General features: G+C 69.2%; 15 protein-coding genes. 8 read left to right on the top strand and 7 right to left on the bottom strand.

Annotated elements, in window-relative coordinates; all coding sequences use genetic code 11:
• Positions 1–19 precede the first annotated feature (19 nt).
• Positions 20–235, top strand: a complete 216-nt coding sequence (locus tag FHW79_RS09455; RefSeq protein WP_183178670.1) for a hypothetical protein — start codon at positions 20–22, stop codon at positions 233–235.
• Positions 236–332: 97 nt separating this feature from the next.
• On the opposite strand, the gene FHW79_RS09450 is transcribed toward FHW79_RS09455, so the two are convergent.
• Complete coding sequence (locus FHW79_RS09450) at positions 333–959, bottom strand: ATP-dependent Clp protease proteolytic subunit (RefSeq protein ID WP_183178669.1); 627 nt, start codon at positions 957–959, stop codon at positions 333–335.
• Between the two features lie 261 nt (positions 960–1,220).
• Between FHW79_RS09450 and FHW79_RS09445 the strand changes: the two genes are divergently transcribed.
• The gene (locus tag FHW79_RS09445; protein ID WP_183178668.1) at positions 1,221–2,081 is read left to right on the top strand and encodes a glycosyltransferase family 2 protein; all 861 of its coding nucleotides are present in this window, start codon (positions 1,221–1,223) and stop codon (positions 2,079–2,081) included.
• Here FHW79_RS09445 and FHW79_RS09440 read toward each other — a convergent pair.
• Complete coding sequence (locus tag FHW79_RS09440; protein WP_183178667.1) at positions 2,039–2,854, bottom strand: phosphodiesterase; 816 nt, start codon at positions 2,852–2,854, stop codon at positions 2,039–2,041. The genes FHW79_RS09445 and FHW79_RS09440 overlap by 43 nt on opposite strands.
• A gap of 166 nt (positions 2,855–3,020) precedes the next feature.
• Between FHW79_RS09440 and FHW79_RS09435 the strand changes: the two genes are divergently transcribed.
• The 3 genes from FHW79_RS09435 (at position 3,021) to FHW79_RS09425 (ending at position 7,792) form a co-directional block, all read left to right on the top strand.
• Complete coding sequence (locus FHW79_RS09435) at positions 3,021–3,389, top strand: hypothetical protein (protein WP_183178666.1); 369 nt, start codon at positions 3,021–3,023, stop codon at positions 3,387–3,389.
• Between the two features lie 142 nt (positions 3,390–3,531).
• Positions 3,532–4,665: an efflux RND transporter periplasmic adaptor subunit gene (locus FHW79_RS09430; protein ID WP_183178665.1), complete on the top strand. Its 1,134-nt coding sequence runs from the start codon at positions 3,532–3,534 to the stop codon at positions 4,663–4,665.
• A gap of 4 nt (positions 4,666–4,669) precedes the next feature.
• The gene (locus FHW79_RS09425) at positions 4,670–7,792 is read left to right on the top strand and encodes an efflux RND transporter permease subunit (protein WP_183178664.1); all 3,123 of its coding nucleotides are present in this window, start codon (positions 4,670–4,672) and stop codon (positions 7,790–7,792) included.
• 171 nt (positions 7,793–7,963) lie between these two features.
• Here FHW79_RS09425 and FHW79_RS09420 read toward each other — a convergent pair whose 3' ends face one another.
• From FHW79_RS09420 to FHW79_RS09410, 3 genes are all read right to left on the bottom strand, one after another.
• A complete protein-coding gene (locus FHW79_RS09420; protein WP_211108172.1) occupies positions 7,964–8,953 on the bottom strand; it encodes a transglutaminase family protein in 990 nt (329 codons plus the stop codon).
• Entirely contained in the window at positions 8,931–11,525 is a 2,595-nt protein-coding gene (locus FHW79_RS09415) for a circularly permuted type 2 ATP-grasp protein (RefSeq protein ID WP_247884247.1), read from the bottom strand. The genes FHW79_RS09420 and FHW79_RS09415 overlap by 23 nt, the downstream gene beginning before the upstream one ends.
• Positions 11,526–11,652: 127 nt before the next feature.
• Positions 11,653–14,997 (bottom strand): transglutaminase family protein, encoded by a 3,345-nt coding sequence (locus tag FHW79_RS09410; protein WP_183178663.1) that lies wholly within the window; start codon positions 14,995–14,997, stop codon positions 11,653–11,655.
• 261 nt (positions 14,998–15,258) lie between these two features.
• On the opposite strand from FHW79_RS09410, the gene FHW79_RS09405 reads away from it, so the two are divergent.
• A complete protein-coding gene (locus FHW79_RS09405; RefSeq protein ID WP_183178662.1) occupies positions 15,259–16,185 on the top strand; it encodes a hypothetical protein in 927 nt (308 codons plus the stop codon).
• 12 nt (positions 16,186–16,197) lie between these two features.
• Positions 16,198–17,007 carry a lysozyme inhibitor LprI family protein gene (locus FHW79_RS09400; protein WP_183178661.1) on the top strand — a complete coding sequence of 270 codons (810 nt, stop codon included), beginning with the start codon at positions 16,198–16,200 and terminating at the stop codon, positions 17,005–17,007.
• 16 nt (positions 17,008–17,023) lie between these two features.
• On the opposite strand, the gene FHW79_RS09395 is transcribed toward FHW79_RS09400, so the two are convergent.
• Complete coding sequence (locus FHW79_RS09395) at positions 17,024–17,962, bottom strand: aldose 1-epimerase (RefSeq protein ID WP_183178660.1); 939 nt, start codon at positions 17,960–17,962, stop codon at positions 17,024–17,026.
• A 279-nt stretch (positions 17,963–18,241) separates the two neighbouring features.
• On the opposite strand from FHW79_RS09395, the gene FHW79_RS09390 reads away from it, so the two are divergent.
• Positions 18,242–20,887: a serine/threonine-protein kinase gene (locus FHW79_RS09390; RefSeq protein ID WP_183178659.1), complete on the top strand. Its 2,646-nt coding sequence runs from the start codon at positions 18,242–18,244 to the stop codon at positions 20,885–20,887.
• Positions 20,888–20,987: 100 nt separating this feature from the next.
• Here FHW79_RS09390 and FHW79_RS09385 read toward each other — a convergent pair whose 3' ends face one another.
• Entirely contained in the window at positions 20,988–21,515 is a 528-nt protein-coding gene (locus tag FHW79_RS09385) for a peptidylprolyl isomerase (protein ID WP_246472358.1), read from the bottom strand.
• Positions 21,516–21,725: the final 210 nt, after the last annotated feature.

The raw sequence follows: 21,725 nt of genomic DNA, 5'->3' as shown, positions 1-21,725 counted from the left end.
CTTTGAAGGCTTTTTTCCGATGGCTCTCGACATATCCTCCTCCACCCTGGGTGCCGCGGTCGGCTTGCGGCAGGCGCAGGGACAGATGGATTTCGGCGTGAAGACGCTGAATCAGACCGCGCAGCAGCAGGATCAGGCCATTGCCGCGCTGCTCCAGGGCGGAACGGATGGGTCCTCATCGGCCGGTGGCAACGTCACGGCCACGCGCGGACAGAATCTGAACATCGTTGTCTAAACGGCTGATGTGACTGGCTTGATCGCTCAAGCCGAGCCGCGGACATAAAAAAAGCCCCTCTCGCAGGAGAGGGGCTTCGTGCGTTCCGGAGGACCGCTTACTTCAGCTCGTCGAAGCTTTCGATGACATGGGTGACGATGCCGTACTCGCGGGCCTCGTCGGCCATCATCCAGTAGTTCCGGTCGGTGTCCTTGGACACCTTCTCCACCGGCTGACCAGTCTCGCGCGCGATGATGCGGTTCAGGCGCTCACGCATGCGGATGATTTCCTTCGCCTCGATGGCGATGTCCGTCGCCCGGCCACCGGTGCCGCCCAGCGGCTGGTGGATCAGGAAGCGGGTGTTCGGCAGGCAGAAGCGGTCTTCCTTCTTCGCGGCCAGGAAGATGTGGCAGCCGGCGCTGGCGACCCAGCCGGTGCCCAGCATCTTCACGCGCGGCTTCACGAAGCGGATCATGTCGTGAATGGTGTCGCCCGCCTCGACGTGGCCGCCGGGGGAGTTCACCACGACCGTGATGTCGTCGTTGCTCTCGTGGGCCAGAGCCAGCAGCTGGGCCGAGACGGCCTGCGCCAGCTTCATGTCGATCTGCCCGAAGATCAGCACCGTGCGCGCCTTGAACAGGTTCGACTGCACGGCAGCGAACGGCGGCGGGGCGCTTTCCTTCGACTTCTCGTCCGGCTCCTGCTCGGGTTCGTCGTCGAAGCGGGTGTATCCGTCTTGCGCCATCGTTTTTGAACTCCCTGAGGTCGGCGTGTCTACCGGGGGGCTTTGGCTTGCGGGGGCCTGTGATGTCGGATGGGAACCGAACCACGCCACTCGTTTCTCCACATAGCCCGTATCGGTTCCTTGTTCAACGGGCCGCGACGCCAAATCCCACCCCCGCACCGTCATAGTCGCGCTCAGGCTGGCCGTATCGACGCGGATCGCCGCTTGCCGACCGTCGGGAACGAGAGGCACACTATCCTCTGCACAATCGGAGGGCGGTGCATGGAGGGGGGCAGCGGGAGCGGCGTCTCGGTCATCATTCCGGCCTTCCGGGCGCAGGGCACCATCGCCCGCGCCGTGTCCAGCCTTCTGGCGCAGAGCTTTCCCGACTGGGAAGCGGTGGTGATCAGCGACGACGGCGCCGACTACCGCGCTTTTCTGGCGGCTGCCGGCATCGCCGATTCGCGCCTGACCTTCACCGGGACCGGCCGCGTCGGGTCCGGCGCACCGGCGGCGCGCAACGCCGGGCTGCGCTGCGCGCGCCTGCCGCTGATCGCACCGCTGGACGCCGACGACCGGTTCGAGCCGGACCGGCTGGCGCGGCTCGCCCCGCTGGCGGTGGTGCAGGGGGCGGCGGCGGACAACGTGGCGGTGGTGCGCGACGGCGACGGCTCGCCGCTCTCCACTCTGTTCCCGCCCGGTGCCGGGACCGCTGCACTGGACGCGGCGGCTTTTCTGGAGACCTCCGTCCCGATGTTCCCCGTTGTGCGCCGCGACCTCGTCCGCGGTTGGGAGGAGGACGTCGATTTCTGCGACGACGTGGTCTTCAACGTCCAACTCCTCGACCGGCTGGGCCGTCTGCCACTCGTGCTGGAACCGCTCTACGAGTATCGGCAGCGGGAGGGGTCGATCACCTGCTCCGCCGACAGTGGGACGCGGGCCGACCTTTGCTACCGCCATGTCCTCGACCGGCTGTCCGGCGACGGTCTGCGGATCGCCGACGCCGCGCTGCGCCACCGCTTCGCCGCCGCCCTGGACGCCAAGCGCGCGCTCAACGCCGCCTACATCGCCGCGCAGGCCGCCGGACGCTGCGTCAATTTTCAGGAGTTCCTGGCCTTGCGGGAAAACTCCCTGCCGGGATAGTCGCCGATCACGCTCAGATGCGTCACCACCGTGCCATCCGGTCGGAACTGATGAAGAGCGAGCGCGGACGGCTCCTCCGTCCATCGGTATGGCGGCTCCGGCGCCAGATCCAGGGCAATCTGATACGCCACCGATGGGGCGACATAGCCGTGCGCCCCGTTCCAGGCGACCGCGGTCTGGCGGTGGGTGTGGCCGCACAGCACGGCCCGGATGTTCGGACGGCTCCGCACCAGCCGCCCCAATTCCTCCGCGCCCTCCAGGCAGCGCAGCGTGTCGAGGAAGGTCAGCCCGGTGTCGAAGGGCGGGTGGTGCAGCGCCAGCACCGTCGGCCGCTCCGGCTGCTCCGCCAGACGCTCCGCCAGCCAGGACAGCCGGCCGGCGCACAGGCCGCCCACCGCCGAACCGGGGACGACCGAATCGAGCATCAGGATGCGGACCGGAAACTCCTCCACCGCGTGGTGGAGGAAGGGTCCCTCCATGGGCATCCAGCCGCTGCCGGTGAAGGTTCGGCGCAGTTCCATGCGGTCGTCGTGATTGCCCGGCAGCACGCGGACGGGAACGGCAAGTGGTTCCAGCAGGGCGGACAGCGCCTCGTACTCGCCGGGCTTCGGCCCGTTGACGAGGTCGCCCGTGATCAGGACGAGGTCGGGACGCGGCACCAGCGCGTTGAGATGGGCCACCGCGGCGGCGAGGCGGGCGTTCGTGTCGTAGGCTGTCGTCGGGGCGGTGCCGGGGGCCGTCACATGCAGGTCGGACATCTGGGCGATCAGCATCGGGCACCCCTGGGGACGCGAGGGTCGGAGGACCAAGGATTGTCACATCGCCGATTTCCCGGATGTGTTCAAGAGTCCAACCGGAGCAAAACTTCCTTTACGCTTCCGTGACAGGCTGAGCCGTCGGCCGAACGACCGTCTTGCCGCCACAGCATCGGATCGGGGAATGAGCGCGTCCACCTCCTCCTGCCTGCTCGCACGGTTGCTGGTGTCCGGGAAGTTCTGGCTGAAGCGCGCCCGCATCGAATCCCCGGACCTCGGCGAAGGCACCCCGCCACCCGGCGCGGATGGCGCCCTGCTGGCCGATGTTCGCATCGAAGGCGATCGGATTCGCGCGGTTCTACCGGCGGGCGAAGCGCCCTGCTGCGCGCCCGGCCTCTGCCTCGATGGCGGGCCGGTCCGTCCGCGTGGCGGCTGCGCCGCGGTCGGTCCCGGTCAACCCGCTGATCTGACGGTGATTCTTCCTGATGGAGAACGGCTGGAGATGGAGAAGGGCCGGGTTGTGCAACCCGATCTTCCGCCATCCGGCGTCTGAACCCGCGCAACCGTCTCGACTCCGGAACTGAACTGAACGATATAGTTCAGTTTACCGTCCGCCCATCGCAGCGGCCCGGTTGACACGAAACGCTCCGCGCGCCCGCCCGGCGGGCCGTCGGGCCTGTGCGGGTTCCGTATCCATGCGCCACACGCTTCGCATCGTCGCCCTTCTGGTCCTGGTCGCTCTCGGCGGCGGCGCCTACTGGTACTTCGTCAAGCAGGGCGGAACCATCAACACACTGCTCGCCGGCAAGGTTCCGTCTCCCGGAGGCGCGTCGTCTGGCGCTCCGGCGGCGGGGGGGCCGCCGGGCGGTGCGCCGCCGATGCCGGTCGAGGCTTCGCCGGTCAAGGTCGGCACCGTGTCGCGTCAGGTCACCGCGGTCGGCTCGCTGCTGTCCAGCGAATCGGTGGTCATCCGGCCCGAGGTGGCCGGCAAGGTGTCCGAGATCGCCTTCCTGGAAGGGCAGGCGGTGAGGAAGGGCGCGGTGCTGATCCGGCTGGACGATTCCATCGCCCGCGCCACGCTGGCCCAGGCCCAGGCGAGCATCGCCTTTTCTCGTGCCGAATTGTCCCGCGCCGAGGAGCTGTACCGCCAGCGCACCGGCCCGGCCCGCAACCGCGAGCAGGCACTCGCCAAGCTCCAGTCCGACGAGGCGGCGGTGCAGCTCGCCAAGGCGCAGCTGGAGAAGCTGACCCTGACCGCGCCGTTCGACGGCGTGCTGGGCCTGCGCAAGGTCTCGGTGGGCGACGTGGTGGCGGCGGGCAAGGACATCGTGAACCTGGAGGCCATCGAGATCCTGAAGCTCGATTTCCGGGTGCCGGAGCTGTATCTGCCGACCGTCCGCACCGGCCAGACCCTGAAGGTCGCCGTGGACTCCTTCGGCGGGCGGACCTTCGACGGCACGGTCTACGCCATCGACCCGCTGGTGGACGTGAACGGCCGTGCAGTGGTGATCCGCGCACGCGTCCCCAACACGGACGGTGCGCTGCGCCCCGGCCTGTTCGCGCGCGTGGCCCTGACGCTGGACCAGACCCCGAACGCCGTGCTGGTGCCCGAGCAGGCGGTCAGCGCCTTCGGCAACAAGCAGTTCGTCTTCAAGGTGGTGGAGGGCAAGGCCGTGCAGACCACCGTCACGCTGGGCGAGCGCCGCAACGCCGAGGTGGAGATCACCGCCGGCCTGCAGCCCGGCGACGTGGTGGTGACCGCCGGCCAGCTGAAGATCCGCGACGGCGCACCGGTGATGGTCGTCAACAACAAGCCGGCGGGGAGCTGAGCCGATGGTCCTCTCCGACATCTCCATCCGCCGGCCCGTCCTGGCGACGGTCATGAGCCTCGCGCTTATGCTGATCGGCATCGTGTCGTACCAGCGCCTGTCGGTGCGCGAATACCCGAAGATCGACGAACCCGTCGTCACGGTGGAGACCACCTACAAGGGCGCGTCGGCCGAGATCATCGAAAGCCAGGTCACCCAGATCCTGGAGGACTCGCTGTCGGGCATCGAGGGCATCGACGTGATGTCCTCGATCAGCCGCGCCGAGAAGAGCCAGATCACTCTGCGCTTCCGCCTGGACCGCAACGTCGACACGGCGGCCAGCGACGTGCGCGACCGCGTCGGCCGCGTGCGCGCCCAGCTTCCCAACGAGATCGACGAGCCGGTCATCGCGAAGGTGGAGGCCGACGCGCAGCCGATCATCTATCTGGCCTTCTCGTCCGATCGCCATTCGCCGCTGGACGTGACGGACTTCGCCGACCGCTACGTCAAGGACCGGCTGCAGAACCTGCCCGGCGTCGCCCAGGTGCGCATCTTCGGCGAGCGGCGCTTCGCCATGCGGCTGTGGCTCGACCCGCAGCGCATGGCCGCCTACCGCGTCACCCCGCAGGACGTGGAGAACGCGCTGCGCAAGCAGAACGTCGAGATTCCGGCGGGCCGCGTCGAGAGCAAGGCGCGGGAGTTCACCGTCGTTTCCGAGACCGACCTGCGCACGCCGGAGGAGTTCGACCGCATCATCCTGCGCGACGACGGCGGCTATCTGGTCCGGCTGAAGGACGTCGGCCGGGCCGAACTGGGGGCGCGGGACGAGCGGGTCAGCGCCCGCTTCAACGGGCGCGGCGCCGTCGCCATCGGCGTGGTCAAACAGTCCACCGCCAACCCACTGGACGTTTCCAAAGCGGTGAACGAGGCGCTGCCGAAGATCCGCGCCGCCTTGCCGGAGGGCATGGGGGTGGATGTCGGCTATGACAGCTCCGTCTTCATCGCCAAGTCGATCGACGCGGTGTTCAGCACGATCTTCGAGGCCATCGTCCTGGTCGTGCTGGTCATCTTCGTTTTCCTGCGCAGCTTCCGCGCCACGCTGGTGCCGCTGGTGACCATCCCGGTGTCGCTGATCGGCGGCTTCGCGCTGATGTACGCCTTCGGCTTCTCGGTCAACACGCTGACGCTGCTGTCCATGGTGCTGGCCATCGGCCTCGTCGTGGACGACGCCATCGTGATGCTGGAGAACATCTACCGCCACATCGAGGAGGGCGTGCCACCCTTCCAGGCGGCCTTGCAGGGATCGAAGGAGATCGGCTTCGCGGTCATCGCGATGACGATCACGCTGGCCGCGGTCTATGCACCCATCGGCTTCATGACCGGCCGCACCGGCCGCCTTTTCTCCGAATTCGCCCTGACGCTGGCGGGGGCGGTGATCGTGTCGGGCTTCGTCGCCCTGACGCTGTCGCCGATGATGTGCTCCAAGCTGCTGAAGCACCAGACCAAGCACAACGCGCTCTACAACGCCATCGAACGGCTGCTGAACGGGCTGACCAACGGCTACCGGGCGCTGCTCCGCGTGTCGCTGAAGGCGCGTCCGCTGGTGCTGCTGGTCGGCGCGGTGGTGGCGGGGCTCAGCTACACGCTGTTCACCGGGCTGAAGTCGGAACTGGCCCCGGTCGAGGACCGCGGCACCATTGTCGGCATCGCCATCGCGCCGGAGGGTTCGACGCTCGACTATACGGAAAGCTACGCCAAGCGCATGGAGGAGCTGTTCCGCCAGATCCCCATTGTCGAGAAGTTCTTCGTGGTGGTCGGCTTCCCGGTGGTCAACCAGGGCATCTCCTTCGTCCGCCTGATCGACTGGGACGAGCGCGACGTGAAGCAGCAGGCGATCACCGCCCAGCTCTTCCCCAAGATGTTCGGCATTCCGGGCATCCTGGCCTTCGTCACCAACCCGCCTTCGCTGGGGCAGAGCCCGGTGGACAAGCCGGTCAACTTCGTCATCCAAAGCTCGCTGCCCTACGACGAGCTTCAGAAGATGGTCGACGGGCTGATGGCCGAGGCGCGGAAGTTCCCCGGCCTGACCAACCTCGACACCGACCTGAAGCTGAACAAACCGGAGCTGCGCATCACCATCGACCGCGACAAGGCGGCCGACCTCGGGGTGGACGTGGAGACGGTGGGCCGCACGCTGGAAACCCTGCTGGGCGGGCGGCAGGTCACCCGCTTCAAGAAGGAGGGCAAGCAGTACGACGTGGTGGTCCAGGTCGGCGACCTCGACCGCCGCAACCCGGACGACATCGCCTCCATCTACGTCCGCGGCACGCCGACCATGGCGGCGGAAGCCGGGGTCGCCACCAGCGCCGGGGCGATGATCTCGCTCGCCAACCTCGTCCGCATCGAGGAACGGGTGGCGCCCAAGGAGCTGAACCACTTCAACAAGCTGCGCTCCGTCACCATCACCGCCACTCTGGCGCCGGGCACCTCGCTGGGCGAGGCGCTGGGTTACCTCCAGGCGGCGGCGAACCGCGTGCTGCCGGCCACCGCCCAGACCGACTATGCAGGGCAAAGCCGCGAATTCCGGGAATCGGCGACGGGCCTGTATTTCGTGTTCATCCTGGCGCTGGCCTTCATCTATCTGGTGCTGGCGGCGCAGTTCGAGAGCTTCATCGATCCCTTCGTGATCATGCTGACGGTGCCGCTGTCGATGACCGGCGCGCTGGCCGCCCTGCACTTCACGGGCGGGACGATGAACGTCTACAGCCAGATCGGCTTGGTGACGCTCGTCGGCCTCATCACCAAGCACGGCATCCTGATCGTGGAGTTCGCCAACCAGCTCCAGCGCGAGGGGGTGGACATCCGCAAGGCGGTGGAAGAGGCCGCCGTGCTGCGCCTGCGCCCGATTCTGATGACCACCGGCGCCATGGTGCTGGGCGCCGTGCCGCTCGCCAACGCACACGGGGCGGGCGCGGAGAGCCGGCAGGCCATCGGCGCGGTGATCGTTGGCGGCATGCTGCTGGGCACTTTCCTGACGCTGTTTGTGGTGCCGACGGTCTACAGCTACATCGCCAGGAAGAAGCCCCTGCCGGCGGTGGACGGCTCCGCCAGCCACCCCACGGGCGCGCACCCTCAGCCGGCGGAGTGACCAGCCGGGCAGGAAGGCAGAGGTGCTTGGCGAGTGGTTGCGTTGGGCCCCCACCCTAACCCTCCCCCGCTAACGCAGGGGAGGGAATTGCCGCGGCTTCGCAGAAGGCACCCTCCCCTGCGTTAGCGGGGGAGGGCCGGGGTGGGGGCCAACGCGAGGACTCGATCGCTATCAGGGGAAGGAGGGCGCCCCGAACCCGCTCAACGGCTCGACATCGACGCTGACCGACAGAGTGTGGCCGGCGGCGCCCATCAGGACGCCGCGGGCGGGGCTGACGTCGTCGTAGTCGCGGCCCCAGGCGATGGTGATGAAGTCCTGGTCGGCGCGCCGCGCGTTGGTCGGGCAGACGTCGATCCAGCCGGCCTCGGCGCCGCACCAGACGGAGGCCCAGGCGTGGCTGACGTCGGCGCCGACCAGACGCGGCCGGCCCGGCGGCGGCAGGGTGCGCAGATAGCCGGAGACGTAGCGGGCCGGCAGTCCCATCGCCCGCACACAGCCGACCACGATGTGGGCGAAGTCCTGGCAGACGCCGCGGCGGTGCCGCATCACCTCCGCCATCGGGGTGGCGATCGTCGTCGCGGTGGGGTCGAAGGTGAAATCGTCGTGGATGCGCCGCATCAGGTCCAGCGCGGCCTCCGCCACCGGGCGGCCGGGCGTGAAGGACTGCGCGGCGTAGTCCTGCAGCGTCGGGCTGGCCGACACCAGCGTGCTGTCGAAGCGGTACTGGACCACTTCCGCCCCGTCCTCCGGGCCGCTCAGGCCGCCCAACGAATCGCGCACATGCTCCCAGGTCGGTGTCGCCGCGGCGTCCAGCGGCGGCGGCGGGCCGACCTCCACCTCGCTTTCCGCGGTGACGATCAGGTGCCGGTGCGGCTCCTGCATCGCGACGTAGGTGACGGTGTTGCCGAAATAGTCGGTGTGGGACGACTGCACCGCCGGCGCCGGCAGGATGGTCAGGGCGCTTTGGTGAACGCGCTGGCGCGGTTGCGGGCGGGCGGTCAGGTGCAGCAGGTGGTGCGACACCGACACGTCCTCGCCATACTCGTAGCGGGTCGTGTGGCGCACGCGGAAGCGGACGCCGAATCCATCGCCGGAGGGATCGTCGGCGGGGGCCGCGCCGGCCACGGTCGGGGAGAGGTCAGGCCGGTCGGGCAAAGGCATGGCTGAAATAGGCGTGGGTCAGGAGGTTGGAAATTTCGGGCAGCGACAGGGCGAGCGAGTCGAGCAGCGTGTGCAGGGCCGTGCCCGAGTCCAGAGCCTCCGGCGCGCGCAGCGAGGCGCGGGCGGCGCCGAGGATCGAGCGGGCCGAGGCGGCCGTGTCGCCCGGCACGGCCTGCGAACCGGTGGGCAGGGCCGCCACATGGCGCTCCAGGGCCGCGAGCTGGAAATCCAGGGCGCGCGGGTTGGACTCGTCGGCCAGCAGCAGTTCCAGAACCGGGCGGCGGCGCACGCTGGTCAGATAGCGGGACCGGTAGGTCATCACGCTCTCCCCCAACTCCAGCAGTACGCTCAGCGTCGCCACCTGGACCGGCTCGTCCTGGCGGTCGAGCGCTTGGATCTGGATGCCGCGCATCACCGAGATGATGTGGAGCGCCCGCTCGATGCGCCGGCCGATGTCGAGGAAGCGCCAGCCCTGGCCGCGCGTCATGCTTTCCTGCTCCAGCCCGGCGATGGCGGCGAGGCAGGTCATCAGGTCGTCCAGCCGCAGCAGCATGGCGGCGGCGTCGAGCTTGTGCGCCGGCGGCTGGCTCTGCCGCTCCAGCATCGTCACCACCCGCCACATGTCGAGCGACAGGCGGTCGCGCACCGAATAGGCGGTACGGTGCACCCGCTGCACCTGGGCGCGCAGGCTGTTGGGATGGTCGGGATCGACGACGGAGCTGTAGAGCGCCGCCCGCAGCGCCCGTCCGCCGCCGAGCGCGGTGACCCGAGTCAGGTCCCAGGGGATCATGCCCTCCCAGGCCATCAGATGGAGCAGCGGGCGGAGCTGAAGCGACGCGCCCGGTACGTTGCCGTCGGTGAGGCGGGAATGGGTGGAACGCAGCAGGCGCACCGTGCCCTCCGACCGCTCCGCGTAGCGGCCCAACCAATAAAGGCTGTCGGCCACCCGGCTGGGCAGGTCGGCGGAGGCCGCCTTGGGTGCCGGCTGCGGCTCTTGGACCGGCTGCGGGCGCGGCGTTGCCGGGGTGGCCTCGGCCCGGCGCCCGGACAGGATCCAGGTGTCCTTGCTGCCGCCGCCCCGCTGCATGGAGACGACCAGCTTCCCTGATTCGGTGGACACGCGGGTCAGGCCGCCGGGCATGACGGTGTAGCTCCCGTCCGGGCGGGCGCAGAGGAAGACGCGCAGCACCAGGGGGCGCGGCTGCAGACGCCCGCCCTGCCAGACCGGCGCCGTGGACAGGGCCAGACGCTCCTGCGCGACGTAGCACCAGGGGCGGGCCTTGATGCGCTCGACCAGGGCGGCGCGCTCGGCCGAGGACAGGTCGGCGCCGAAGATCGGCTCGAAGGACAGGGAGGGGAAGGCCGGCTTCACCACCAGCCCGTCCAGATGCTCGATGACGTAGGCGCGCTCGTCGTCGTTGCCGCACCACCAGACGGCGACGCCGGGCATCTTCAGCTCCTCGCCCAGCAGATGGCGGCAGAGCATGGGCAGCGACGGCTTGACCGCCATGGATTCCAGGAAGCCGGAACCGAGCGAGTTCGCCACGACGACGTTGCCGGCGCGCACCGCCTCGATCAGCCCGGCCACGCCCAGCGAGCTGTCGGCGCGCAGCTCCAGCGGGTCTGCGAAATCGGCGTCCAGGCGGCGCAGGATGACGTCCACCGGCTCCAGCCCCGACAGGGTCTTCAGATAGACCTGACGGTCGCGCACGGTCAGGTCGGCCCCCTCCACCAGCGTGATGCCGAGGTAGCGGGCCAGATAGACGTGCTCGAAATAGGTTTCGTTGTAGGGGCCGGGCGTCAGCAGGACGATCCGCGGCTGGTCGCGGCGCGGGCTCAGCGACAGCAGCGTTTCCTTGTACGCTTCGAAGAAGGGCGTGAGGTGCTCTACCTGACAGTGGCGGAAGCTGTCCGGCAGGACCTTCGCCAGCACCGCCCGGTTCTCCAGCGCGTAGCCGCTGCCGCTCGGCGCCTGGGTGCGGTCGGACAGCACCCACCAGCGCCCGTCCGGCGCGCGGGCGAGGTCCGCCGCGTAGAAATGCAGATGGATGTCGTTGGGCACCGGAATGCCGTGCACGGCGCGGCGGAATCCGGGATCGGCGTGGATCACCGCCGGGGACAGCCGCCCGCTGCGCGTCAGGGTCTGCGGCCCGTAGATGTCGGCCAGCACCGCGTTCAGCAGCGTGGCGCGCTGGATCAGACCAGATTCGACCGCCTTCCACTCGTGGGAGGGGATCAGCAGCGGCACCATGTCGAGCGGCCAGGGCCGCTCCATCCCCTTGGGATCGCCGTAGATGTTGTAGGTGACGCCGTTCTGGTGCAGCAGGCGCCGCGCCTCCTCCCACCGCTCGGCCATCAGCTCCGGGTCGAGGGGGCCCAGCGTGCCCATGAAGGTCTGCCAGTGCGGGCGCAGGCGGCCCTGGCCGGTGACCATCTCGTCATAGACCTCGCCGCGGCCGTAGCCCATGGCGTCGGCCTCGCCGAACAGCGATCCCTGGAGGAACGGCACCGGACGCAGCCCCGGAGGAGGGGGCGCGCCGGGGTCAAGAAAGGGGGATTCGCGGTCGGCCAAGGTTCGGATCGTACGTTCACGGCGGTGCAATGCGCAGCAAGTGTGAACGCCCGGTCCCGCCGATGCAAGCGGCGCATCGGTGCCCCCCGGCCGAAAGGCGTATTCCGGCCGGGGGAAGGGGGCCCGATCAGCCCCGCCGCAGGTCCAGCGTCATCGGGAATTGCGGGTTGCGCTCCTCCGCCGGTGCGTCCATCGGGCCGGGGGTGTGGCCAAAGGGGAAGAAGCGGGCGAGGCGCCGCCCCTCCGCCTCGTTGGCGTTGACCGGGAAGGTGTCGTAGTTGCGCCCGCCCGGATGCATGACGTGGTAGGTGCAGCCGCCGATGGAGCGGCCCGCCCACAGGTCCAGGATGTCGAAGACCAGCGGCGTATGCACCGGGATCGTCGGGTGCAGGCAGGAGGGTGGCTGCCACGCCCGGTACCGCACGCCGGCCACGAACTCGCCCTCTGTCCCCGTGGGGATCAGCGGCACGCGGCGGCCGTTGCAGGTGATGGCGTAGCGCGCGTCGGTCAGACCGGTGACCCGCACCTGCACCCGCTCGACCGAGCTGTCGACGTAGCGCACGGTGCCGCCGCCGCCCGGCTCCTCGCCCAGGACGTGCCAGGGCTCCAGCGCCATGCGCAGTTCCAGCGCGATGCCGCGCTGGTTGACGTGGCCGTAGACCGGGAAGCGGAAGTTCATGTGCGGGTCGAACCAGCGCTCCTCGATGGGATAGCCGTGATCGCGAAGGTCGGCGACGACGTCCGCCAAGTCCTGCTGCACAAAGTAAGGCAGCATGAAGCGGTCGTGCAGTTCCGTCCCCCAGCGCACCAGCTTGCCCTTGTAGGGCGTCTTCCAGAAGCGGGCGACCAGGGCACGCAGCAGAAGCTGCTGGGTCAGGCTCATCTCCGCGTGGGGCGGCATCTCGAAGGCGCGGAACTCGACCAGCCCAAGGCGCCCGGTGGAGCTGTCCGGGGAATAGAGCTTGTCGATGCAGAACTCGGCCCGGTGGGTGTTGCCCTGCACGTCGGTCAGCAGATTGCGCAGCACGCGGTCGACCATCCAGGGCGGGCAATCGCCTGTCGCGGCCGCCTTGTCGATCTGATTGAAGGCGATCTCCAGCTCGTAGAGCGCGTCGTCGCGGGCCTCGTCCACGCGCGGCGCCTGGCTGGTCGGGCCGATGAACAGGCCGGAGAAGGCGTAGGACAGCGACGGGTGGTTCTGCCAGAAGGTGATCAGGCTGCGCAGCATGTCGGGCCGCCGCAGGAAGGGGCTGTCCGCCGCGGTGGCGCCGCCCATCACCACATGATTGCCGCCGCCGGTGCCACAGTGGCGCCCGTCGATCATGAACTTCTCGGCACCCAGCCGCGACTGGCGGGCGTCCTCGTAAAGCTCCAGCGTGTTGCGGACCAGCTCGTCCCAAGTGTGCGAGGGGTGGATGTTCACCTCGATCACGCCGGGGTCGGGGGTGACGGCCAGCGAGTTCAGGCGGGGGTCCTTCGGCGGCTGGTAGCCCTCGATCACCACCGGCATGTCCAGCTCGACCGCCGTCGCCTCGATCTCCGCCAGCATCGCCAGATAGTCCTCCAGCGTGTTCATCGGCGGCATGAACAGGTGGATGCGGCCGTTGCGCGCCTCGCAGGTCAGGGCGGTGCGGACCACCCACCACGCCGACTTGCCGTGCTCCGGCATCTCGCTGCGCACCTCGGCCATGGCGCGCTGGACGCGCTCGTTGCGTCGGGTGGCGTCCTGCCGTTCGGCCTCCTCGCGGAGCGCGTGCTGGCGCAGCGGTACCCGGTTGGGCGGCAGCGGCGCCCGCTCCTCGAACGGGTCGGTCTCCCAGGAGTAGGGATAGTCCTGCGGCGCCACCCAGGGCAGCGAGCCGAGCGGCAGGCGGTAGCCGACCGGGCTGTCGCCCGGCATCAGCAGCAGCCGTTCCTGGCGCAGCGGCCAGGCGCTGGACAGCCACACCGGCCCCTGCTGGGTCATCTTGCGGTTGATCGGCAGGGCGAAGCCGACCGGCTCGTTCAGGCCGCGGGTGAAGACGTGGGCGAGGCGCGCGCGCTCCTCCTTGTCCTCCAGCTTGCTGTCCAGCGGATCGACGTTGACCGGCAGCAACGATTCGCGGCGCAGGTAGTGCCACGGGTCCTCGTAGGCGGCCAGCACCAGCGCCGAGTCTAGCCCCAGCTTCTTGGCCAGCGTGACCAGAAAGGCGCCGGCGTCCTCCGCCGTGTGGCCGTAGTCGGTGTCCTCGCGGGCCAGCAGGTCGCTGTTCGCCCACAGCGCCTCGCCGTCGCGGCGCCAGTAGACGGTCATCGCCCAGCGCGGCAGCGATTCGCCGGGATACCATTTGCCCTGGCCGAAATGCAGCAGCCCGCCCGGCGCAAAGCGGTTGGCCAGCCGGTGAACGAGGTCGGCGGCCATCTTGCGCTTGTTGGGCCCGAGCGCGGTGGTGTTCCACTCGGCCCCGTCCATGTCGTCGATGGACACGAAGGTCGGCTCGCCGCCCATGGTCAGGCGCACGTCGCCGGCGGCCAGCTCCTCGTCGATGCGGTGGCCCAGCGCCTCGATTCCCGCCCACTGCTTGGGGGTGTAGGGCTTGGTGACGCGCGGCGCCTCATAGATGCGGGTGACCGACATCTCATGCCCGAACTCCACCTCGCACTCGTCGATGAGGCCGGAGATGGGGGCCGCGGAGGAGGCGTCCGGCGTGCAGGCCAGCGGGATGTGCCCCTCGCCGGCCAGCAGGCCGGAGGTCGGGTCGAGCCCGACCCAGCCGGCGCCGGGCAGGAAGACCTCGGTCCAGGCGTGCAGGTCGGTGAAGTCCTCTTCGGGACCGGACGGTCCGTCGAGCGCCTTCTGGTCGGCGGTGAGCTGGATCAGGTAGCCGGAGACGAACCGGGCGGCCAGACCGAGGTTGCGCAGGATCTGCACCAGCAGCCACGCCGAATCGCGGCAGGAGCCGGTGCGCTTGCCCAGCGTCTCCTCGCAGGTCTGGATGCCGGGCTCCAGGCGGATGACGTAGCCGATGTCCTTCTGGAGCCGCTGGTTGACGTCGACCAGGAAGTTGATGGACGCCGCCGGCTCCCGCGAAATGCCGGTCAGGTAGTCGGCCAGCAGCGGACCCGGCTTCTCCACCTCCAGGTAGGGGCGCAGTTCGCGCTCCAACCATGGCTCATAGGCGAAGGGGATGGTCTGGGCCTTCTCCTCCAGGAAGAAGTCGAAGGGGTTGATCGCCGCGATCTCCGCGACGAGATCGACCTCCACGACGAACTCGCGGGTCTTTTCCGGGAAGACGAAGCGGGCCTGGTAGTTGGACTGCGGGTCCTGCTGCCAGTTCAGGAAATGGTGCTTCGGGGTGACGCGCAGCGAGTAGCTGAGGATCGGGGTACGGCAGTGGGGGGCCGGGCGGAGCCGGACGATTTGTGGCCCCAGATTGACCAAACGGTCGTAACGGTAGACGGTCTTGTGGTTGAGAGCGACGTGGATCGCCATGAAGTTCCACCCGTTGTCTGCGCTGGCCGGTCCCCTGCGGCTCCCCGCCGCACGGACAAGGGCATAGTACCATCGAAGAGTTCGCGCAGACCAGAGCGCCTTCGCAAACGCGGCACGAACTGGTTGCACAAAAAACATGCAGTGTCAGAGTGGATCGGTTGCGTCTTTCATCAGCGCTCGGCCCGCTTTATAAAGACCTGATCCCTGACCGACGGCCCTGCCCGCCGGACGGGAGCGACCCAAGCAGAGTGTGAATCGAAAATGGCGACGCTGGCGGGCCTGTCCTTGGGTGGCGGTGCTTCGGCGGGCGACGGAGCGCCCGGCGGTGCCACGCGCGGCGTCGTTACCGGCAAATACTTCAATTTCAATCCGCTGCCGCCGCCGCCGGACATGCTCGGCAACCCGCTGGTCGTCGCCAACCTGCCGACCCACAAGGCCCCGAAGGAGACGTGGCGCAGCCGGTGGCAGCGCCGTCTGGCGCGTTTCCACATCGGCAAACAGTCCGCCCAGGTGAAGCGGCGCTGGAAGATCCAGGACACCATCGCCTCGGTGATCGCCTCGGTGTCGCCGGCGGCGACCATGCTGGGGGAGCGGGGATGGCGGGAAAAGCGTCCGGCGTCGAGCGTTCCGGTCATCGTGGTCCGGCACCCCTATCATCTCCGCCATGTCTTCGAGATGATCCTGCAGCCGCCCGATGACCTCGCGGCGGAGCGGCGCTTCCTCGAACTGCTGATGGGGCGCGTCCTGCGCAAGTATGGGGAACAGCTCACCCAGATACGCGGCTCCGCTTTCTCCTTTGAGAACGAGGCGCGTGAGTATTTCTTTGCCGGTTTCAAGCTGGAGCGGCAGATCAAGAAATACACCAGCCCCGACGAGCGCTTCGCTGCGCTGCAATCGATCTACGTCAATTATTTTCACGGACGGAACTACTACCTTTATGCGCTGCTGCGTCGGGAAAAGCTGGCGCCGGACAACAAGCTGTTCATGCTGAACTCGCGCGCCGTCTACTTCATGGCGCGGATCGGCTGGAACGGGGAGCTGCTGGACAAGCCCAACCCGCGCTCTCTGCCCAGCCGCGAGGACATCTTTTTCCTCGTTCAGCGTGACAAGACGGTCCTGACGCGCTATCGCAGCGACCAGGATTTCCAGCGGCAGGTGAGGGCCGTCCTGGAAGCGTTTCCGGCGTAAGGGATTTTGGCGATGCGGGCAGCGATTCTTCTGGCGGGCATGCTGATGGCCGGCACGGCCATGGCGGCGGACACCAGCGGGGAGGCCGCCAAGCCCGCGGACTGCGCCGGGGACGCGCCGGTCGCGCTTCTGCTCTGCCGCGACGCCTCGCTCGCCACCGCTGCCGACAAGCTCGATTCGGCGCTGCGGGCGCTGTCCGACGAGGCCGGGAAGGCGGGGGAGGAAGCGGTCGCCGCCGGCCAGCGCGCGTGGGTCCAGCGGCGGGACGCCGCCTGTCCGGTGGCGGAGGCCGATCTGGCCGACCCGAAGAAGGGCAAGGACCGCGCGGCCTGTCTGGCGCGCCAGATGGCCGAACGCACCAAGACGCTGGAGACCGAACTGGCCGCCCGTCGCGCCCCGGTGGCCGACGAGCCGCTGACCGTTTCGGCGTCGGCCCCGCAGCGCCCGGTTGCCAGCGTTGCCCAGAGCCAGACGAAGCCGGGTCCGGCGAAGCGCTCGGCGGACCTGCCGGCACTGATTGGCCGCTGGGCCAAGGCCGACCCGGTGACGCGGACGCCCATCGACGATTGCCGGACCTCCTATCTGGAGATCACCGGCGACGGCGCCTTCAGCCTGCACGACCCGCGGATCGCCGCCTTTCCGCTGGAAGGCCCGCTGGCGCCCGGCGAGGGCGATCTGGCGGAGGGGCTGTCCTTCGGTGGAGAGGAAGGGTTGCCGGAAGGCATGCTGCGCATGGACGTCGCCGATGCGCCGCGGCTGGACCGCCTGTTCCTGTCTCTGGACCAACCGGCTTTCGGCGCCACCTTCGTCCGCTGCCGCTGACTCCGGGGCCCGGCGCTCAGCGGGCGAGCGGTTCCAGGCGCAGGCGCATGGTGCCGGCCAACTCCTCGCCCGGTTCGAGACGGCGCAGGCCGCTGTCCGGCTCCTCCGGTCGGTTGACCGCATCGGTCATGTGGGACACCGGTTCGACGCAGAGATAATCCGCGTCCGGCGGGGCGTAGACGATGAGATGGCCGAACGGCCCCTCCGTCTCGATCGACAGCCGCCGGCCGAGCGTCGGCCAGTCGAGCATCGCCTTCCCGTCCCAGCCGGTGAAGCCGTTGTCGAGAACGGTCCGGTCCATGACGATCCCGTCCGTGAAGGCCCAACGGGGCGGTACAGCGACCCGCTCCACCGGGAGGATGGTCGGGCCGTTCAGCCAGACGCCGTCCACGCGGGCGGTCAGCCGGGTGCCCGGCGGCTTCGGGAAATAAGGATGCAGCCCGATCCCGGCCGGCATCGGCCGGTCGTCCTCGTTGACGAGGGAGAGGGTCAGGCTGGCCCCATCCTCCTCCAGCACCACGGTCTGCGTCGCGCGGTAGCGCCAGGGCCAGGCGTCGGCGCGGTGCCGGAAGACCATGCGCGCGGCCGAGGCGCTGGCGTCCTCGACCGTCCAGCCGGCGCGCCAGCCATGGCCGTGGATGACGTGCGGGTTGCCGTCCCCGTCGAGCGGAAGCCGCACTCGCCGTTCGTCGAAGGTAAACTGCCCCCCGGCAATGCGGTTGGAGAAGGGCACCAGCGGAAAACAGCCCGTGTCGACGGCCGACCCGTGGCGCAGCGCCCAGTCGGAGGCCGGGCGGAGAAGGTCGATGGTGCCGTCCGTACCGCGCCAGGCAAGCCGGACCACGACGCCGCCGCGCTCCGGGCACAGCGTGCATTCAAAGGAACCGTTCGCAGCGCTGCGATTCAGCGTTAGGGTTTGGGCGCCGATTCCCTGGTCCAGTGCGACCTGCTCCATGCGTCCTCCTGCCGGCGGTGGTTGGGCGCCGGTATCGTTCGGGTATCGCACAGCCCGCAGGGGAAGGAAAGGGCGGGCTTGCGCGCAAAGGTGTGCCACGGGCCAAGCCCGATGGCCTCTTGCAACACCTTTGCGCAAACGGCCCGGTTTGCTGCGCAACCGGACCGTTCAGCCATTTCGGAGCCCGTATACCGGCTGTTTACCGGATCGCCCGGATGATGACGGACCGCCCACGCCATCCGCCGCCGCGCCGATCCCGCCCAAAGGCTGCCCGTGTCAATGCCCGCCTCCAGGATGCCCGTCTCCGCAGGGGCAACCGGCTCCGCCGGCACGCTCGATGAGGCGGCGCTGTGCCAAACGCTCGCGGAGCACCATGGCGGACCGGCGCGGATGGTCATCGGCATCGTCCTGCGGCCGCATCTGGACGGCCTCGTGCTGACCCCGACGGAGCTGATCCACAACAGCCGGCATCTCAAGGCGCTCCAGGCCAAGGCGACGCTGATGGAGTCCGCCCTTGGCCGGATCGCCACGGTCCAGGCTCGCCTTCCCGGCCAGGAGGCGAAGGCCCGCCGCCGCGCGCTGGACAACGCCGTCGCCGAAACCGCGGCGAAGGCGCGCGCCGCGCAGAGCGCCCTCTCTGGTCTGGCGCGGGGGCGCGCCCTCATCGACTCCATCCTGCGCAACGCGGCGGGAAAATCGCCGACCGGCGACGTCGAATTCGACCTGCGCGCGGCGCTCTCCATGGAACTGGAGGAATGCCGGACCTGGACGTCGAAGCTCGACGCTCTGATGCAGATGTTCCCGGCGGAGCGGCAGGACGCGCTGTCGACGGCTTTGGACGAGGTGATCGGCGACCTGCTGGCCTCTCCCGCGGCCACGCATGAGCTGTTGGGAAGCGCGCCGGCCGGCGGAGCGCCGCTGGTCACGCTGTGCAACCTGCTGTTCGGGCGGGTGCCGATGGACGCCTTCGGGCCGAACCGGCTGGGCGTTCTCAACGGTCTGTTCCGCCAGGGCCGGCTGCCTGCCGCCCGCGCCATGGTGCTGGAGCGCATCCGGCGCCAGCTCCGCGCCCCGCAGCCGCTCGGGCGCGGCACGGCGGAGCAGGAGGCCAACCTGCTGCGCGCGCTGATGGGACATCTGCTGTCACCGGCGGGGCTGACCGGCGGCGCCGCCATGGCCGACGCGCTGACGGTCCGTTACTCCCGCCGGTTGGAGCAGGGCGGGGCGAGCGCCTTCCGGCGCTCCATCGTCGGACTCAGCGAAACGCAGCCGGACCTGATCTGCCGGATCCATTATCTGGCCGCCGTCTCCATGGTGCCCGCAGCGGAGCGGCACATGGGCGAGATCGTGGACGCGCTGGACGCCGCGTTGAAGAACGAACTGCTGGTGGAAAACATGGTGCTCCAAACGCCGGACACGGCGTTGGTGCGGCAGGCACTGACCGGCGCGGTGGACGCCATCCGGGGGGCGGCCGCCCTGCCTGACCACGACCGGGAGCGGATCGCCGCCCGCGCCGCCTCGGTGGTCGACGAATTCACCCGCCGGGGCCGGCTCGTCCAGCGGCTCCGCCAGATCGAACCGCTGCCGCGCCGTCGGATCATCCGGTTGGCTGAGCTGGCCTGTTCCGGTTTGATCGGCGACGACGCGGCTCTTTCGGCGCTGCGCCAGCACATTCTGGACACGGTCCGCCAGCCGCCGTTCCAGGCCGAACTGGCGGCTGCCCAGGGGGACGACATCGCCCAGGCGGAGGTCCGCCGCCTCTACGAGCTTCTGGACCGATTGAGCCAGAAGGCGCTGCCCACGGCCAAGCCATCGCCGCCCGCCGGCCGTTTGGGATCAGCGGGCGTGTCCGAACCCTGCGGTGCAACGGCGCTGCCGACCGTCGTGGCGCCATCGATTCGCGGCGTCGTCCCGCCCGCCGCCATCGCCGCTGCGATGACAGAGGCGCCGGTTACCGCACCGGGCCTGTGTCCGGCCTGCTTCGTGCCGAAGGGACCGCGCGAGGCGTGCCGGGATTGCGGATACCCGGTCCGCGTCCAGAACCGGGCCGGCGTCCATCTGCTTCCGGGCACGCGGCTTCTGGGGCGCTACCTCGTGGGCCGGGTCCTGGGGCAGGGGGGCTTCGGGGCCACCTATCTCGGCTGGGACGAACGGCTGCAGATCAAGGTCGCGGTGAAGGAGTTCTATCCGGCCAATCTGGTGTCGCGCGCCGCCGGATCGTCGGGAGTCGTCCCCTTTTCCGACGATCATGCGCGCGGCTTTTCGGCTGGGCTGGCGAAGTTCCTGGAGGAGGCGCGGATGCTCGCCCGCCTGCGGGAGGTGAAGGAAATCGTCAGCGTCCAGGATTTCTTCGAGGAGAACGAGACCGCCTACCTCGTCATGGAGCTTCTTGACGGACGGACGCTGAAGCGGCATGTCGCCGAAAGCGGTGGGCGGATCGCGGCGCGTCCGACGCTGACCCTGCTGTCGCCGATCATCAAGGCGCTGCACGCCGTGCACGAACAGGGCCTGATCCACCGCGACATCAGTCCCGACAACATCTTCCTGACGAGCGGCGGCGAACGCAAGCTGTTGGATTTCGGCGCCGCGCGCCACGCGGCGGGCAAGAGCGCCGACCTGACGGTGATCCTGAAGCCGGGCTATGCGCCGCCCGAGCAGTATGCGCCGGATGGCAAGCAGGGGCCTTGGACGGACGTCTACGCGCTGTGCGCCACCGTCTACTACGCGCTGACCGGCAAGACGCCGCCCGACGCCACGAGCCGCTTCATGAGCGACCGGGTGCCCCGTCTGGCCGAAGGCGGCGCCACGGTGCCGCCTGGGTTCGAGAAGGTGTTGCTGAGCGGCCTGTCGATGCGCTGGCAGGATCGCCCGCGCAGCATGCGGGACCTCCTGGTGGCGCTGACCTCGGCGATCAACGGGCCGTGAACGCCGGGAGGGTCGGCACAGGGGATGGGGCGGTGCGCGGTTTCACCGCCCCGATCGCCTGATCGGGGCCGCCCTGCTCGGCGGCCCGATCCCGAGGCCGTTACTTGGCGTCGGCGGCAACCTGCATCTTGACGATCTTGTCCGGGTCGCTGACCTGACCGTTGCGGGACTGGCTGCCCTTCTTGATCTTGTCGACGAATTCCATGCCTTCGACGACCTTGCCCCAGACGGTGTACTGCTTGTCCAGGAACGGGGCCGGGGCGAAGCAGATGAAGAACTGGCTGTCGGCGCTGTCCGGGTCCGGCGTGCGGGCCATCGACAGCGTGCCGCGGACGTGCGGCTCGCCGCTGAACTCGGCCTTCAGCTTCTTGCCGGAGCCGCCAGTGCCGGTGCCGGTCGGGTCGCCGGTCTGGGCCATGAAGCCGTCGATCACGCGGTGGAAGACGACGCCGTTGTAGAAGCCCTGGCGGGTCAGTTCCTTGATGCGGGCGACGTGGTTCGGTGCCAGGTCGGGGCGCAGTTCGATGACCACGCGGCCGTCCTTGAGGTCGAGGTAGAGGGTGTTTTCCGGATCCAAGGCCTTGGCCTCCCCCTGAGCGAAGATGAAAGTGGCGAACAGTGCCGCCATGAGAATGCGCGTCCACCGCAACATGCGAAACACTCCGATGTGCCGATTCCGCGGACGCGACCATAGGGGAAACCGGCGCCGATGCAAAGACGCCCTGCGGGGCTGCCTTCATCGGCGCGAACGCAGCCCCTTTCCGCCGCCGGCCCATCATTGTCCCAACGCTGCGTGGTCGCGCCCCGCCCCCGATGGACGATAGACTGCCGTTCGGGT

Source organism: Azospirillum sp. OGB3, assembly GCF_014192915.1.
Classification (GTDB): Bacteria; Pseudomonadota; Alphaproteobacteria; order Azospirillales; family Azospirillaceae; genus Azospirillum.
The sequence above is the reverse complement of the archived record's forward strand: the minus strand, read 5'-3'. Positions and strand labels throughout refer to the sequence as shown.